1 pseudogene is annotated in these 18,107 nt (G+C 48.9%); it reads left to right on the top strand.

Features of this window, described 5'->3' with window-relative positions:
• Positions 1-17,909, top strand: a pseudogene (locus A2536_12580) (hypothetical protein).
• The last annotated feature ends 198 nt before the right edge of the window (positions 17,910-18,107 follow it).

Genomic DNA, 18,107 nt, shown 5'->3' with positions numbered 1-18,107 from the left:
TGCTTCCGGGAGAAGGTGCTGTTGCGGGATTAACGACGGGAACGCCGGGAAAGACGGGAACACCTTCAACAAGAACGGCAGGAACAGCGTTTAATGTGACGGTGAACGCAGTGGATGATTGGTGGAATATAGTTCCGGCAGCAACACAGCCTGAAGTTTTAATAACTACAAGCGATATGAATGATACTGAGCCGGTAGCGGCATTCCTTAGCAGTTCCGTAAGGACGTTTGCAGTCACACTTCAGACTTCGGGTTCCGTGATAATTACGGCCTCGGATACTACTGCAGGCGGAACAAGTTATACGCAGGATATAAGTTCGAGTACGACGGTTAACGTTGGAGCAGCGGTAAAGTTACAGCTTCTGGTTCCTGGTGAGGTAGCAGTAGCCGGAGTTACCACCGGTACCCCCGGCAAGACGGGAACACCTGCAGCGAGAACAACAGGCACGGCGTTTAATGTGACGGTCAACTGCGTGGATGCGAACTGGAATAAAGTAGTTTCTGCGGCCCCGCAGGTGAAAGTATCTACTAGCGACCTTTATGATACGGAACCCGGTGTGCAGTTGTTATCCTCCGGAACAAAGACCTTTAGTGTAACACTGGTGACCGCGGGCACAGCGGTAATAACTGCCGTGGATACAGGCAGTACAGGCTCAAGCTATACGGAAAGTGCAAGCCCGAGTATAACGGTAAATGTTAATACAGCTGTAAAATTGCAGTTGTTAGTTCCGGGAGAAATAGCGTTTGCCGGTATGGCAACCGGTACTCCCGGAAAGACGGGAACTCCTTCTGCGGAGGTCTCCGGAACGGCGTTTACGGTGACTGTAAATTCTGTAGATGCGAACTGGAATAAAGTGACTGCTTCGAATCCGACAGTGAGCATAAATACCTCCGATCTTTATGATGCGGCTCCGGCAACAGCGGCGCTCGCAAGCGGAACCGGAACATTTATTGTGACGCTTCGTACTGCGGGAACAACGACAATAACGGCGGTTGACGCGGGCGGAACTAATTTAACCTCAAATGTAAGCCCGAACATAACGGTGAACGTGGGAGCGGCAGTAAAGTTACAGCTTCTGGTACCTGGAGAAACAGCGATGGCCGGAATGATGACCGGTACCCCGGGAAAGATTGGAACTCCGGATGCGGTCTCAGCGGGCGTTGCGTTTAATGTAACGGTAAACGCGGTTGATGCGCAGTGGAACGTAACAACGGGAACACCGAATGTGACGATAACCTCATCCGACTTGTATGATACAGAACCGGTAGCAGCACCACTTGTTGCAGGAACCAGAACGTTTAGCGTAACATTACAGAAGGCAGGGAATGCATTAATAACAGCGGCTGATACAGCGGCAGGACTTACCGTCTGTGCCAGCCCGAATATAACGGTAAATGTGAACTCGGCAACGAAGTTACAGTTATTACTGCCGGGCGAAGTAGCGTTTGCGGGTATGTTAACCGGCACACCGGGCAAGACAGGAACTCCGAGCGCAAGAGTAGCGGGAACTGCGTTCAATGTGACGGTGAACGCGGTGGATAATTGGTATAATAAAGTTAGTGTAACGCCGACAGTGGAAATAACAACGTCGGATGTGAATGCGCCGGCGGTAGCGCAGGCAACATTGGAAGGCGGAACGAAGACGTATAGTGTGACGTTATATACCGTGGGTACGACAACAATAACAGCGACAAATGTGGACTCACCGTTCTACACGGCTTGCGTAAGCCCTTCAGTAACCGTGGGAGTGGGTGCAGCCGTAAAACTGCAGTTATTACTGCCGGGCGAAGGCGCGGTAGCGGGATTAACAACGGGAACCCCCGGTAAGACGGGGACACCTTCAGCGAGAACTGCGGGAACCGCGTTCAATGTGACGGTGAACTGTGTGGATAACTGGTGGAATATAGCAGCAGGAGCCACGCAGCCTGAAGTACAGATCACGACGAGCGATATATATGATAGCGAACCTGTAGCAGAGGTTCTGGTAGGCGGATTTAAGACATTTGCGGTGACGTTACATACCTCGGGAAGCGTAATAATAACAGCAACGGATACTCAGGGTAATAGCACGAACTATACAGCGGATGTAAGCCCGAGCACGGCGGTGAGCGTTGGAGCGGCGGTAAAGTTACAGCTTCTGTTACCTGGAGAAGGCGCAGTAGCCGGTATGACTACGGGAACTCCGGGTAAGACTGGAACTCCGTCGGTGCAGGTAACAGGCACGGCGTTTAATGTGACGGTCAACTGCGTGGATGCGAACTGGAATAAAGTAACACCGAGTCCGAATGCAAATGTAAAAGTATCAACGAGCGATCTGTATGATATAGACCTTGGAGCACAGCTGCTGGCATCCGGAACGAGGATATTTAGTGTAACACTGGTTACTGCGGGAACTACGGTAATAACTGCTGCAGATCTTGGCGCGGGGAGCTATATAGAAAGCATAAGTCCGAGCATAACAGTAAATGTTAATACAGCGGTAAAGTTACAGTTATTGGTACCGGGGGAAATAGCGTTTGCCGGTATGGCAACCGGTACTCCCGGAAAGACGGGAACTCCTTCTGCGGAGACGGCAGGAACGGCGTTTACGGTGACTGTAAATTCAGTAGATGCGAACTGGAATAAAGTTACCTCTTCAAATCCGACGGTTAGCATTGGCACGTCCGATCTGTATGATACAGCTCCGGCAACAGCGGCGCTCGCAAGCGGAACCGGAACATTTATTGTGACGCTTCGTACTGCGGGAACAACGACAATAACGGCGGTTGACGCGGGCGGAACTAATTTAACATCAAATGTAAGCCCGAACATAACGGTGAACGTGGGAGCGGCGGTAAAGTTACAACTTCTGGTTCCGGGCGAAACAGCATTTGCCGGCATGCTTACGGGAACTCCCGGAAAGACGGGAACTCCGGCTGCGGAAACAGCGGGCGTTGCGTTTAATGTAACGGTAAACGCGGTTGATGCCAACTGGAATAAAGTAACGGCAGCCAATCCGACTGTAAAGATAACTACTTCCGACTTATATGATACAGAACCTGTGGATGCCTTGCTGATAGCGGGTACAAAAACCTTCTCTGTCAGCTTTAATACGGCGGGAACCTCGGTGATAACTGCTTCGGATAATGGGGCTGCTTATACTCAAAATATATCCCCGAATATAACGGTAAATGTGAACTCGGCGACCAAGTTACAGTTATTACTGCCGGGCGAAGTAGCGTTTGCGGGTATGTTAACCGGCACACCGGGCAAGACGGGAACTCCGAGCGCAAGAGTAGCGGGAACTGCGTTCAATGTGACGGTGAACGCGATAGATGATTGGTATAATATAGTTAATGTAGAGCCGACTGTGGCGATCACTACTTCGGATGTTAATGCGGCCGCAATTGCTCAGGCGCCGCTGATTGCCGGGACCAAGACATATAGCGTGACATTACAGACTGTAGGTTCGATAACAATAACAGCGACAAATGTGAACTCACCGTTCTACACGGCTTGCGTGAGCCCGTCCGCGGCAGTGGGCGTTAATAATGCAATAAAACTGCAGTTATTACTGCCGGGTGAAGGTGCGGTAGCGGGTATGACTACCGGCGGTACACCTGGTAAGACCGGTACTCCTTCCGCGCGTACCGCAGGTATCGCGTTTAATGTGACGGTTAATTGCGTGGATGATTGGTGGAATAAAGTAAGCACCGCGAACCCTCAGGTTCTTCTTGCTACTTCTGATCAATTTGTCGCTCCGCCGGCAGCGGCTGTGCTTGTCAACGGGACAGGCACCTTCTCGGTACTTTTACAGACCACTACCAATACTGCGGCGATAACTGCCACGGATTCCGACGGTATAGATCCTGTTTATACGACAAGTACGACAACTTCCAATGTCACCGTTCAGCCGGGTCCTGCAACGAAATTACAGCTCCTGCTTCCGGGCGAAGGTTCTGTGCCGGGTTATTCTTTAGGCAAGACCGGTGCTCCTTCCGCACGTACCGCGGGTACCGCGTTTACTGTGACGGTCAACTGCGTGGATGATAACTGGAATTTAGTTACCAGCGGAGCTAATCCTGAAGTAAAGATAACTACCGGTGACGCTTATGATACTGAACCGGCCAAGTTATTCCTGATCGGCGGTATAAGAACGTTTGTTGTGACTCTGGTTACAGCCGGAACTACTAATCTTACGGCTTCCGATGTTGACGGTGTAGGTGTTTTATATACCGCTAACGAAAGCCCGTCGTTTACTGTTAACGTAGGCTCTGCGGTCAAGCTTCAGATACTTGCGCCGGGAGAAGGTGCCGTTGCCGGACTTGGCACGGGTACTCCGGGTAAGACCGGAACTCCTTCCGCGGCAACAGCGGGCACGGTCTTTACTGTGACGGTTAACTGTGTGGACGCCAATTGGAATAAAGTAACATCGGCTAATCCTACGGTGAAAATTACTACTTCCGATATTTATGATACGGAAACGGGAAATGCCCAGCTCGTACTCGGAACCAAGAACTTCCCGGTTACCTTTAAAACAGCAGTCGCGGCTACCGTGGATGCTTCGGACATAGCCGCAGCTTATACCAATAATACAACGCCGGCCATTGCGGTTAACGCGGGTGCGGCGGTTAAACTTCAATTACTGCTTCCGGGAGAAGGCGCGATTGCCGGTATGACTACGGGAACTCCGGGCAAAACAGGTACACCTGCTCCGCAGGTTACGGGAACGGCGTTCAATGTGACGGTTAATTGTGTGGATGCGCAGTGGAACGTTGTGGCTTCCGCCAATCCGACGGTAAAGATAACCACTTCTGATCTATATGATACTGAACCTGTTGACGCTGTCTTGTCTTCCGGTACAAATACTTACTCGGTCGTTTTACATACTGCCGGAACGGCGGTGATAACCGCTTCAGATAACGGAGCAGCTTATACCCGGTACGTCAGCCCGTCTGTTACGGTTAATACAAATAACGCCGCAAGATTACAGCTCTTATTACCGGGAGAAGTTGCGTTTGCCGGTATGCTCACCGGAACTCCGGGAAAAACCGGAACTCCTGCGGCGCAGAAAGCCGGCGCGGCATTTACGGTTACCGTCAACTGTGTTGATAACTGGTATAATATAGTTTCTACGGCAACTCCTCAGGTTTCCATTGTCACAAGCGACACGTTTGACTCTCCTATTACTCCCGCAGCGCTTGTTGCCGGCTCGGGATTATTCAGCGTGGATTTAAGGACTGCGCTTTTAAATGCGCATACGGTAACTGCGTATGATTCCGACGGTGTTGACCCGGTTTACCTTACTGATGAGAGCCCGGTCTTTACCGCTGCTCCGGCTGATGCGGCTAAATTACAACTTCTGGTTCCGGGTGAAGGAACTGTTCCCGGAAGCACCAACGGCAAAACAGGTAATCCGGCAGTTCAGGTTTCAGGTACGGTCTTCACGGTAACAGTTAACTGTACGGATCCCTACTGGAATCTTGTAGACACCGCTAATCCGCTTGTTACAGTTACGACCGCAGACCCTAATGACGGTGCGATTGCCGCTGCCGGTCTTTCAAGCGGCACAAAGACCTTCGCGGTTAATCTTGTTACCGCCGGTACTTCTCTGATAACCGCTGCCGATACCGATGGGACGGATCCTTTATATGCCGCCAGTGTAACGGGTACGGCAATAACGGTTACCGCGGGTGCGGCTGTAAAATTACAGCTTCTGGTTCCGGGTGAAGGTGCTGTGGCCGGATTGTCTACGGGCACTCCCGGTAAGACGGGTACTCCGAACGCGCAGGTTGCCGGTACGGCGTTTAATGTGACGGTAAATTGTGTGGATGCAAACTGGAATAAGGTATCCTCCGGCGCGAATCCCCAGGTTAAGATTACAACAGGTGATACATATGATGTGGAACCTCCTGCAATATCTTTGAGTGCCGGTATACAGATCTACTCCGTTAAATTTGTTACTGCGGCTACATCCGCGGTTACGGCTTCGGATGTGGATGCCATAGATCCTCTTTACATCGAAAGTGCCAGCTCTAATATCACGGTAACTGCCGGGACGGCGGTAAAGCTTCAGCTTCTGGTACCGGGCGAAGGCGCGGTACCCGGGTTGTCTACCGGAACTCCGGGCAAGACCGGAACACCGGCGGCTCAGATTGCCGGCACGGCGTTTAATATAACGGTAAACTGTGTAGATAGCAACTGGAATAAGGTAACCTCCGGCGCCAATCCGTTGGTTGCGATAACTACTTCGGACTTATATGATATTCCTGAACCGATCCCGGCTTCGCTGGTCTCGGGTACAAGAAGCTACTCCTGCGTTCTCCATACGGCGGGTATGACTGCGCTTACGGCTTCCGATACGGATGGGGCGGATCCGTTATATACCGCAGACTCCTCAACTACTCCTATTACCGTGGGTGCAGGCGCTGCTACCAAACTTATAGCTTTACTTCCGGGTGAAACTGCTCTCGAAGGATCTGACACAGGAAAATCCGGAGTTCAAACCAGCCAGATGGCCGGCGTTGCGTTCCTCGTTACTGTGAATGCCACCGATAATTATTGGAATAAAGTACAAACCGGTACCAATAGAGAAGTGACACTCACAACTTCGGATATGAATGATACTAACCCGTCGCCGGTAACCCTTGCTGCGGGTACTTCGGCAATTTCAGTTGACATGATAACCAGCGATATTCAAACTGTGACCGCTTCCGATACCAGTACCAACGTACCGGCCTATAATACTTATGGAAGTTCCAATGTTACTATAGTTCCTGCCGGTGCAGTAAAACTCCAGCTCTTATTGCCGGGCGAAACAGCGGTTCCCGGTTTACTTACCGGGACTCCGGGTAAGACCGGAACTCCTGCGGCTCAGACGGCCGGCGTAGCACTCACGGTTACCGTCAACTGCGTCGACCCGTACTGGAATATAAATCCTGACGATAGTCCTATTGTAACTGTCTCCACTTCGGATCTGTATGATACCGAACCGCCGGCAAACGGTTTGAACTCGGGAACAAAGACCTTTACCATAGCGTTTAAAACGGCGGCAAATACCGGCACAGTAAGTGTTACGGATACGGATGGACAGGCGCCGTTGTATGTTGCTAATTCCAGCACGAGTGTTACCGTTAATCCCAACTCGGGTACAAAATTACAGCTTCTGGTTCCTGGAGAAACCGCTGTACCCGGCAGTTTAAGCGGCAAGACCTCAACAAGTATTACCGGACAGTCGGCAGGTACTCCGTTTGCCGTTACGGTTAATGCAACCGATGATTATTGGAATAAAGTAAACTCGGCAACCCCGGAAGTTACCGTAACTACTTCTGATTTATATGATGCTGTTATTTTGCCTTCGAATTTGATAAGCGGATCGGGTGTTTATAACGTCACCCCTGCAACAGCAGGGACAATTGTCCTTACTGCCAAAGATACGGATATATCTTTACCGGCCTTTGCTCAGAGCATCTCGCCTTCTATAGCTGTCGGCGCCGGCGCTGCAATTAAATTACTTATGGTTCTTCCGGGCGAAACTCATGTGCCCGGTATAACCGGCGGTAAGACCGGAACTCCGTCTTATCAAACTGCGGGTATTGCGTTCAATGTAACGGTCAGCTGTGTTGACTCAACCTGGAATATTGTTGATAGCACTACTCCGGCGGTTTCTATAACCAGCACGGATACACATCCTGATGTTGTAATGCCGCCACAGCTTAATCTGATAGGCGGGAGCAGAGCTTTCCCGATAACTATGGCAACGGCCGGAATTACCAAAACCCTCACGGCTACCGATATGGCGCCTGCGACCTATCTTCCTTATACTACAGCCGGAATACCTATGTATTCGGGCCAGGTTACGCACTTCCATTTAACCGGAGTTGCGGTTACCACGACCTTAACCGGCAATATTACTCCTTCTGATACTACTATAAATGTAGCCGATACAACGGGCTTTAACGCTTCGGGAGAGATCGGCATTGATAATGAAGTAATCTCATATACCGGTTTGACTGCGACTTCCTTTACCGGCTGTACGAGAGCGGCTTCCTATACACTTGCAGCTACCCATAACTCCGGAGCTTATGTCAGCAGGCCTATAAAAGCCGGCGACTCTGCTACGGTTACCGTAGAAGCGCAGGACAGGTTCCACAACAGATGCGCGGGTGGACCTAATCAATATTTAGGCCAGATCCAGTTTACCTCTACGGATACGCCTGCGTCGGTTCCGGCTCCTTACACCTTTGTAGCTGGAGATGCCGGTATTCGTACTTTCAGTTCTGAGTTTACTCCGAAAACCAGAGGCGTGCAGTCGCTTACGGCAAGAGATATAACTGATGACGGCATAAACGGCACGGAGTCCGGTATTGTTGTAAAGCCGGGAGATGCTTCGAAGTTTGTAGTTTATATTAATGATCTTATTACCAATCAGTCAATTACTGCCGGTTCTTCACCTGCATTAAAAGCCAGGATTACCGATGCGTATAATAATTACGTTGCGATGTCGGGTATAACGGCAAATATCACCGTTACGGATGTTACCGGATCTGCGGGAACCGTCTCAACTAACACTGCGGCGACGGACATCGAAGGCCGGATTGGTTCTTTAGCTGTAATCAATTATTCGATTTCAACGCACGCTCCTGACGTTGCGTCCATTACGGTAACTTCCGGTGCGCCGGCTATCTCGGGAAAATCAGGTTTAATCACTACGACCGGCGGAACTGCGCATCATCTGACTTATACCACCAGCCCGACGTCTATTACCGCCGGTAACTGGTCTTCTATATTTACCGTCAGAAGATATGATATCTATGATAATATCACCCAGTTTGGCAACAAAGTAATTGATCTTACTTCAAATTCCACCGGGGCTAATAAGAAGTTCAGCTTAACCGATCCTGTAGTGGCTCCGACTAATACTATTTCTGTCACTATTTTCACGGGCAACTCTACTGCGAATTTCTGGTATTATGATGAAAAAACATCTTATGAACCTCCTGCAGCTTTTGCCTCCTGGGCTATCTCCTGCGCGGGCGCGGGGCTTACGACTTTGAACGGGGATCTAAGAGTTGATCCTGATATAATTTCCAGACTCGTTATAATTACTCCGAGCAGAACACTTACCGCGGGTACTCCGGGTTCGGCTCCTAATAATATTCTTACGGTTCAGTCCCAGGATAAATTTGGCAATCCGCAGAAAGTGGCAAGCGATGCGATTTGTGCCTTGTCTTCCAACTCCATAGGGGTAAACAGCTTCTCGCTTTCTGATACGGTCTGGGCGGCTACGTCCGTAATTACGATACCTGTCAATGAGAATCAAAAGAACTTCTACTATAAAGACGATAAAGTGGGCGCGGTTCTCTCCCTGGATGCGGCGGTTGTGGATACGACTCTAACGGTTGTAGATACGACCGGCTTTGCCGCTGCTGCGGAAACAGATATTACAAAGAGAACCTTAAAGATAGGCGCCGAAGAAATCACCTATACCTCAAAGACTGCCACTACCTTTACGGGCTGTGAAAGAGGCGCGAACGGGACGACTGCCGAGGCGCATAACATAGGGGATACGGTTTACAGGAATCCTGCGGTGGAAATACAGGTGGACTCAAGCGGCTGGCAGGTTGCAAAACAGACAGTGACAATAATGTCCGCCAACGTCTTCAGGCTGAGTTTTGCGACACCTGCTTACAGTATGACCGCGGGTATGGCATCAACCACGGTAAGCACCGCTATAGATGAATTTGAGACTACGATACCGCTTGTGGATGCGCAGTACTTTGCCGACTCGGGTTTAGTAGTCGTAGGCACAGAAAAGATTAAATACTCCGCGAAATCCGGGAATAGTCTTACCGGGTGTTTAAGAGGCGCTCTTGGTTCTGTCGCCGCTTCGCATGCTATAACTATTCCGGTCAACCAGCCGAAGCGGATGATAGTTCAAAGTCAGGATCAGTACAGCAATCCGGTGCTCATGCTTTCAAATACCAACCTTAATCTGATGAGTGGTTCCCTGGGCGGCTCTTTCTCGATAGACGGTGTAAGCTTCTCGACAACAACTTCTACAATATTTGCGGGTAGTTCCGTCGCGGACTTCTATTATAAGGATACGGTAACGGGTTCGCCGACGGTTACGGTTTCCGAATTCCCGTTCCAGTCCTGGATAGCTGCGTCGCAGCAGCAGACAGTGACCGCTAACAGAATAACGCAGATCAAATTTATTACACCTGCGCAAAAAATAGTGGCGAGCAACGCGCTTGGCGCCGGTACAACAGCTATAACAATTCAGACCCAGGATGCCTACAATAATGCTTCAAATGTGCTCTCTCAGAAGTCAATTGGTCTGGCTTCAACTTCGATTAACGGTAAATTCAGTAAAGACGGAGGTATCTCCTGGACGGCGATAACCGTGGAAATAAATGCAGGTAATAATATTGCTTCTCTAAAATACAGAGATATTTCTGCCGGTGTTTGCACTATTACTGCGGATCCGGCCACGGGCTGGACCACCGGCTCACAACTGGTTACTGTTACAAATAATCTCTGCACCCGCCTGGAAGTTACCCATCCGGGAGCAGGTTCTGTAAGAATCGGTATTCTTGCGACCGTAAAGGCCAGAGATGATTACAACAACCTGTGCGTCGGTGATGTTGATAAGGGTAATTATTATACGGGCGATGTTGCTTTCCTGGCAACAGGTTCCCTGGGCGGCACGCCTGTCTGTACTCCGGCGTCCCATAAGTTTGAGAACTCTGATGCGGGTGTGACGACGTTCCAGGTGACCGACCAGATAGTCGAAGAAGTTGTGCTTTCCGTCGCTGACCTGGCGGTGTCTACTATTAACGGTGTTTCTACGACGCTGACTCTGCAGGGCATGATCGTTACACCTACCTTCCTGCTTTCGGGAGGCGTTCCTCAAGCGACGACCAACCAGCCGGTACTTATGCTTAGTTTACAGACCAATAGCGGGACGACTATATTGAGTGCTCTCCGTATTAACCGTCTGGGCACGGCCACGGACTCTGATATTCTTACCGTTAAGATCTACAGAGATGACGGCGGCGGTTTTGGAAGTAACGGGACTCTTGAACCCGCGCTTGATACTCTTATTGGCGCCAATACATTCTCGAGTGGTGTTACTAACATTGCCTTCAGCAGCTCTGAAGTGATAAATGAAGTACAGGCTATAACCTACTTCATAACGTATGATATAAATTCCACGGCAACGCCGAATACCACTTTTGGTATAGAAATAGACAATCTGGCTAATTTTGCTACTTCAGGCGTGTACGTTGCGGCAAATAACTTCCCGATCATCTCCACCACGCTGTCAGCGGCGCTAACGAGTAATCCGATTACTACGAATATTATAGTAGTGTCAACTGCTAACTTCCCTGTCTCGGGAAGATTGGCCATCGGGAATGAACTCATCCAGTATACAATGAAAAGCGCTACAACTTTCATAGGCATAACAAGAGGGTTGAATAGCACTCCCATTGTGGCGCACAGTCCCGGAGAAAAGGTTTATCCTGCAACGGCGATAGAAAGTAAACCTGCAGAAGTTGTGGTGGTGCCGACCAATCTGGCAACGAACAGACTGGCGGGAGCTATAAGCGCGGGCGCGTCGACGATAACAGTACCTGCCTGCGTGAGTACTACAATTGTCTCGAATGATATAACCGCCGCCGATACCACTATTATTGTAAACAGTGTAAACGGCTTCTATCCGACCCTGCCTGCAAACAGCGGGGCCATGCAGTACGGAATAAAGATAGATAATGAAATAATTACATATACGCTCATACCTAAGATCCTGGATGGTGTTAACTTCTTAAGTTATGATAATAAATTTATGAATTGCACCAGAGGCGCGTATGGATCTACCCCCGCGGCGCATACTGTCGGAGCAAAAGTTGAAAGATATCCTGCAACCGACGGCTGGCCTTCTTCCGGTACTCTTAAAATAGATAATGAGATCATTACTTATAACGGTAAACTGCCTAACAGCAGTTCTCCTTCTTCACCGGCGTCGTTCCTTAATGTAGCAAGAGGCGCGTTGGGTTCTGATGCGGCCGCGCATGCGGATAATACCCCTATTTATCAGTATGTTGAGCAGGGTTCGCCGAATGCAATGCTTATGAAATTTGTTCTTTCGACGGATATGTTCAATGCCACCTGGACTGCGCTTAAAATTGATAATTACGGAACCACCTCTGATGCCGACATCTCCTCTTTAAGGATCTACAGAGATTCTAACGGCTCGGGGGCGCTGGAACCTAACCTTGATCTGATGATCAACAGCGGTCTGGAGGTCTTCTCAACCGATACTAAAAAAGTATATCTTTCTGCTTCGGAAGCTATTTCAATGACGCCGAAAACTTATTTTGTGGCTTATAGTATTGCTTACGGCGCTGCGATAGGAAAAGAGATCTCCGCGTTGTTCTCTATCGGTAATGACTACTTTACCTTAACTCCTCCGAGTAAGATACTGAATGTTAACTTCCCTGTTAATTCCGGGGATTCTCTGGCAGTGCAGAAGAACCCTCTTATACATGCTACCGTTGATACCGTCACCGTGACTCCGGGAAGCGCTGCGCCTGCGACCGTCACCCAGGGTGATTCGGAAGTTGTAATGGCAAGACTGCCTATACATGTGGACAAAAACTCCGCGTACTGGGATAGTCTTAGGATCTATAGAACCGGTTCCGGTATAGATACTGATATCACCGCTATAAAGGTCTATAAATGCCAGACGACGGCAAAAGATTCCGACGGTAATCCCGTGCATACTTCCACAAAACTTGCATCTGCGGCCACCGCAGATGCTTCCGTGCTGACTGTGACTTCTCTTATGGGTCCGGATAACGTCTCCGGAAATACGGATGACTTCCCGGCGGCCGGGTATGTCTATATTGATAATGAAAAGATACAGTACCTGTCAAAGACGGATACAACCCTTATATCATGTAGTAGAGGTGTCGGCGGTACGACTGCTTCCGCCCATGCGTTAAGGTCTGTTGTGACGTCCGATCTGCTCGTCTCCTCGGGTTCTGATACTTTCATAGGCGGAGTTTCCAATATAGTCTTCATGACATCGCAGGAAATATTCACTACGGACTCCTACTACTTCGTGGTCTTTGACTTCAACTACTTTACGATGCTCGGGACACAAAAACAGGGCTTCTCCATACCCGATAAAACTTGCCTTACCCTGCAGGGTGTTGATATAGTATCCAACGTGGCCTTCCCCGGAGTCACTGTTAATATTGCGGAGTATGCTGATACGGTAACCATGACTGGTACGGCGGATGTTCCTCATACGGACTTTGGAGATAACACGGCGATACAGGGCGACCGTAACGTTTCCGTGGAAAAACTTGTAATTACCACAGACAAATCTTCGGCGCCGTTAACTTCGATAAAAGTAGACAAGCTTGGTACCGCGCAGGATTCTGACATCTCCTTTGTAAAACTGGTTAGAGATGACGGTAATGGTATCTTCCAGATAGGTGACGGTTATACGCCTTCGAATAATAATAATACGTCTCTTACGGCGCAAATAACTGTTTTGGATATGACTATACCTGTTGTTTCTACTGCCGGGTACCCTGACAACGGCACTATTAAGATAGATAATGAACTTATAACTTATGCGGCCAAGACAGCTAACTCCTTTGTAGTTACCGGCGGAGGAATTAGAGGGGCTAACGGAACTATGCCGGTACTCCATTACAGCGGGGCGGTCGTTAGGAGCTCTAACTCGGATGTCCTGATCAGCCGCGGCACGACCCTGACTGCGGATATCACCGCAGATGATAATACGCTCCCGGTGGTTTCAACAGCTAACTTTAATGGTACCGGTACCCTGAAGATCGAGGATGAAATCATAACGTATACCGCGAAAGACGCAACCAGTTTCAAGAGCGTCACCAGAGGTGGCAACAAAAAGGCGCATAATACCGGTAAATTTATCACTGACAGCTACTTTATTGCGGGTACTACTACAATGACTATCCCGTCGCCTGAAATTATTATACCCGGAATACAGCGTTACTATGTGGTACTCGGGATTAGCGATACTTCCATACCCGAACGTACAGTCGGTGTAAGAATTGCGGATAACTCCTACTTTAATGTAAGTACGCCGAATACAAAAGCGTCTGTTTCTACAATTGCTTCCAACATCTCGACCATAAAGCCGACTCCCAGAGTTCTAAACGTGGTCGGTAATGATTGGACTGCGTCGACCACCTTGTTAGGTGATATCAGTACCTCTGCAACTACTCTTACGCTGGCATCTACCCTGTCTTTACCTGAAGCCGGAGTGGGCCAGGCCTTTTATGCTATAGAGATAGGTGCAGAGATAATGACTTTCACCGGAAAAGGCTCAAATAATACTATAACAGGAGTTACCAGAGGCGCGTTCGGCTCCACGGCGGTAATGCATTTCAATGGCGCGCAGGTGATCAGGCACCTCTTCCAGGGCGACAAAAATGTTGTAATGGGTAAACTTAATATTACCGTGGACGGTTTCCAGGCGGATTGGGCCGGTGCCGATATAGTGCTCAGCGGTAATACGGATGATAAAGACATCGCTCTTGTTAAAATCTATAGGGATGATAACGGTCTGCCGGGCTTCTCTGGTGCGAACGGTGTGTTTGATGTTGCGGTGGATACTCTGATTGCCTCCGGCACCATGATTGGTAAGCAATGTTCCATGACGTTTGCCATACCTGAAACGGTTTACTTTACGAATACTCAGGAATACTTTATCGTCTATGATATAGCAGACGGCGCGACTCCGGGAGATACCGTCGGCATGCAGCTTCCGACCGAGGGTGCCGTACATGTTCTGGGTACCAATACCGTGAATGCAGCCACCTTCCCGATAGTAACAAGCACGCCGGCGCTTTACGCCACGATTGATACTTTAACCGTGAATAAAGTTAATAAAGCTTGGCCTTTGATAAAGCAAGGTCAGGGCAGCCAGCCGTACGCGTATAATGGTTCACTTAAGAACCCTGCGCCGATGCTCCGTCTTGATATGAAAACTGATGCCCATAATGTCATAATAAATAAGATCAGAGTTAACAGGTACAGCAGCGGGGCCAACGGCGGTTCGGATTCCGATATTGCTTCGGTCCGTATCTACTACGACGGTAATAATAGCGGCGACTTTGATCCTTACTTCTGCAGGATACAGAGTTCCGGTGTTGTTCTCCCGGATGCTGTCGAAATACCGGTTGATACCGTTGCAGGATTCCCTGACTCCGGAACTATCTGGATAGAAGGAACTGACGCCATAGAAGCTATTACTTACACCGGACGTGTTCTTGAAACCTCCACCACTGCGGGTAAGTTCACGGGCTGTACCAGACATGCTCTCGGTACACTTGCCGCTTCTTATACCAGCGGCGTCAATGTCCGCATAGACCCGCTTGTTTCCTTTGAAACAGAGTCCTTTATAGGCGGAGTGAAAGACCTTAGCTTGAAGTACCCGCAGAACATCGCGACAACAACTAAATCCTACTTTGTCGTTTACACTATGGCAAATCTTGCTTCCGTGGGTAAGACAATTGCAGTGTCTTTGGCAAGTACTAATGCTACTATCTGCGATGCTATTACTCTCGCCGGTACTGCGGATAAAGTGGCTTTGACCAACTTCCCGCTTCGGTCTACCGACTCTACCATTCAAGAGTATGGTGACACGGTTACTATAAGCGAGATAGGTGATGACGGCTTTATAAAGGATGCAACATCCACAAATAACTCTTACAGGTATCCGCTCAGCCCTCTCCAGGGTCAGAACGTTGCGGTTATGAAGATCAGGCTCGTCACCGATATAGCAGATGCGCTCTGGACCAAGCTCTCGCTTCAAAGAATAGGTACCAGCTTAGACAGCGATATCTCCGCGGTAAAGATCTACAGGGATACAGGGAATGGTGAGTTCTCTGAAGTTGATGACGTTCTGGTCTCTAATATCGCAGCACTTTCTGCGCCGGTGCTTGCCGTGAATGCGACTACTATCAGTGTCAATCCTACGGTCGGTTTCTCTTCTACCGGCAAAATCAAGATAGATAAAGAGATTATATCCTATACATCTCTGGTAGTTAATGGCAGCGGAAAGATAATCGGCTTTGTTGTTCCGGCAAGAAGTAACCCCGTGTATCACAGTATCGGCACAGTGGTCACAGACGGTTTCTTCGGCTCGGATAGTCCGAATCAGGCTGCGGTCTCTCTTGCGGGCCAGCCGCAGGTTATTACTACTCAGGCGCAATACTTCTTTATTGTCTGCCAGGTAGATACCGGCGCTACGCCTAATGCAAATTTAGGTATACAGCTGGCATCAACGGGTAATTTTGAAATGTCCTTCGGTAATAATCCTTCCGGCGGGCCGTTCCCTATGGCAACAATCCAGACCGTTACTATAGCGGAAGTGAAGAATAACCTTACTTACAAGTTCGTGGGCCCTCTGGGCGCCAAGCAGAACCAGACGGATATTCCGGTTGAGAAGTTTACCATTTCTACCAATAATCCGATTGCTACTGCCGTCTTCACGGGCATGCGGCTTCAGGTTCTGGGCTCCGCGCAGTCCGATCCGAGCGCTATTACAATTATAAAGATATATAAAGAAAGAAATGCAAATGATAACTTTGACCTTGCGGATGATTCACCGGCTATCGGTTCGGTTAATTATATTCCCGTAGGAACTCCGGGAGGATCGGACTTTAACGAAGGCTCTGCATTAATTTCTTTCAATACACCGGAAACAATTACAAATGTCGGGACCACCTTCTATATTGTGATTGATATCGGTGATTTCCCTGCGGCGGTACCGGGAACTAATGTTCAGATTAAATTTGAAGTCACCGGGGATCAGGGTCATTCTACATTCTTAATGATCACGCCGGCTAATTTTGCATCACCGGCTATAGGGACTAATATATTATCCTCGGTCATAGACATAAGGGATAAAAAGACGCCTCAGAATCCGGTACTTACCTTCCCGGACTGGATTGATACTACCGCCTTGATAAGCGGCAGCGTGGCGTTTAACGCGGGAGATGAGGTTACTGAAGTTGAGTATACCATTAGCACGGCTGAGGTCACACCTGCGGCTGCGGCCGGATTGTCCTGGTATTCTGTCGGCAAGGCAACAAACCTGCAGGTGGTTGATCTTAATTTGGATCCTGATAAGACCTACTATGTAGGTGTAAGGACTATTAATAAAGTTGGAACAACCAGTTATGTTTCGGATCCGACGAGTAAAGCTATAAAGATTGACTTAACGGCGCCGAGTGACCCGACAAGCGTGCAGACTACCGCTGAAATAGCAAAGAGTAATGTGGCGACTCCGTCCTATACTCTGGTATGGAATCTTGCGCGGGACCTGGAATCAGGAGTTGTGGATTATCAGGTACAGGAGAGAGCGGATACGATGCCGGCATGGTCGGATGTAAAGGCTACGATAAATGTTGAAAACACAAAAGGAAAGACAGCTATTAACAATAAATCACGCGGTCATATTTACTACTATAAAGTAAGAGCGAGGAATGCCGCAGGTTCATGGGGTCCCTGGTCCAAAGAGTCAAAAGGCGTGGCTATTGACGAACTGCCTAAGGAAGTTATAAGTATGGTCAGTAACTATCCTAACCCGTTTGACAGCAGGACGGGAAAGACTGTAATTACATACCTTCTTAACCAGGATGCTGATACCACAATTACCATATATGACCTTCTCGGACATCTGGTTCGAACTATTGAATGTACCAAAGGTACTGAGGGCGGACAGGTCTTCAGGAACAATGTTGAATGGGACGGCAAGAATGATATAGGCGATGAAGTAGCAAAAGGCGGCTACATCTGCAGAATCATGGTAAGATCCAGCGAAGGCGTCAAGCAGGTAATAAGAAAAATAGGCGTATTGCATTAAGCAAGAGAAGGAAATGAAGTAAGTGAAGTAAGGGAAGTAGAAGAAGTAAGAAAAGGAAAAGAAGAAAGAGAAGTAATGGAAGTAGGAAGAGGTTGAGCAAAGTCTAGGTAGAGAACCATAAACCTTTGCGAAATCCACCTAGGTGGAACTGTCCCTACTTTGGGACTGTACCCTCTCTACCCTTGTAAGGTGGATAAA

Source organism: Candidatus Firestonebacteria bacterium RIFOXYD2_FULL_39_29, assembly GCA_001778375.1.
Classification (GTDB): Bacteria; Oederibacteriota; D2-FULL-39-29; order D2-FULL-39-29; family D2-FULL-39-29; genus D2-FULL-39-29.
This window is presented reverse-complemented; position numbering and strand designations above follow the sequence as displayed.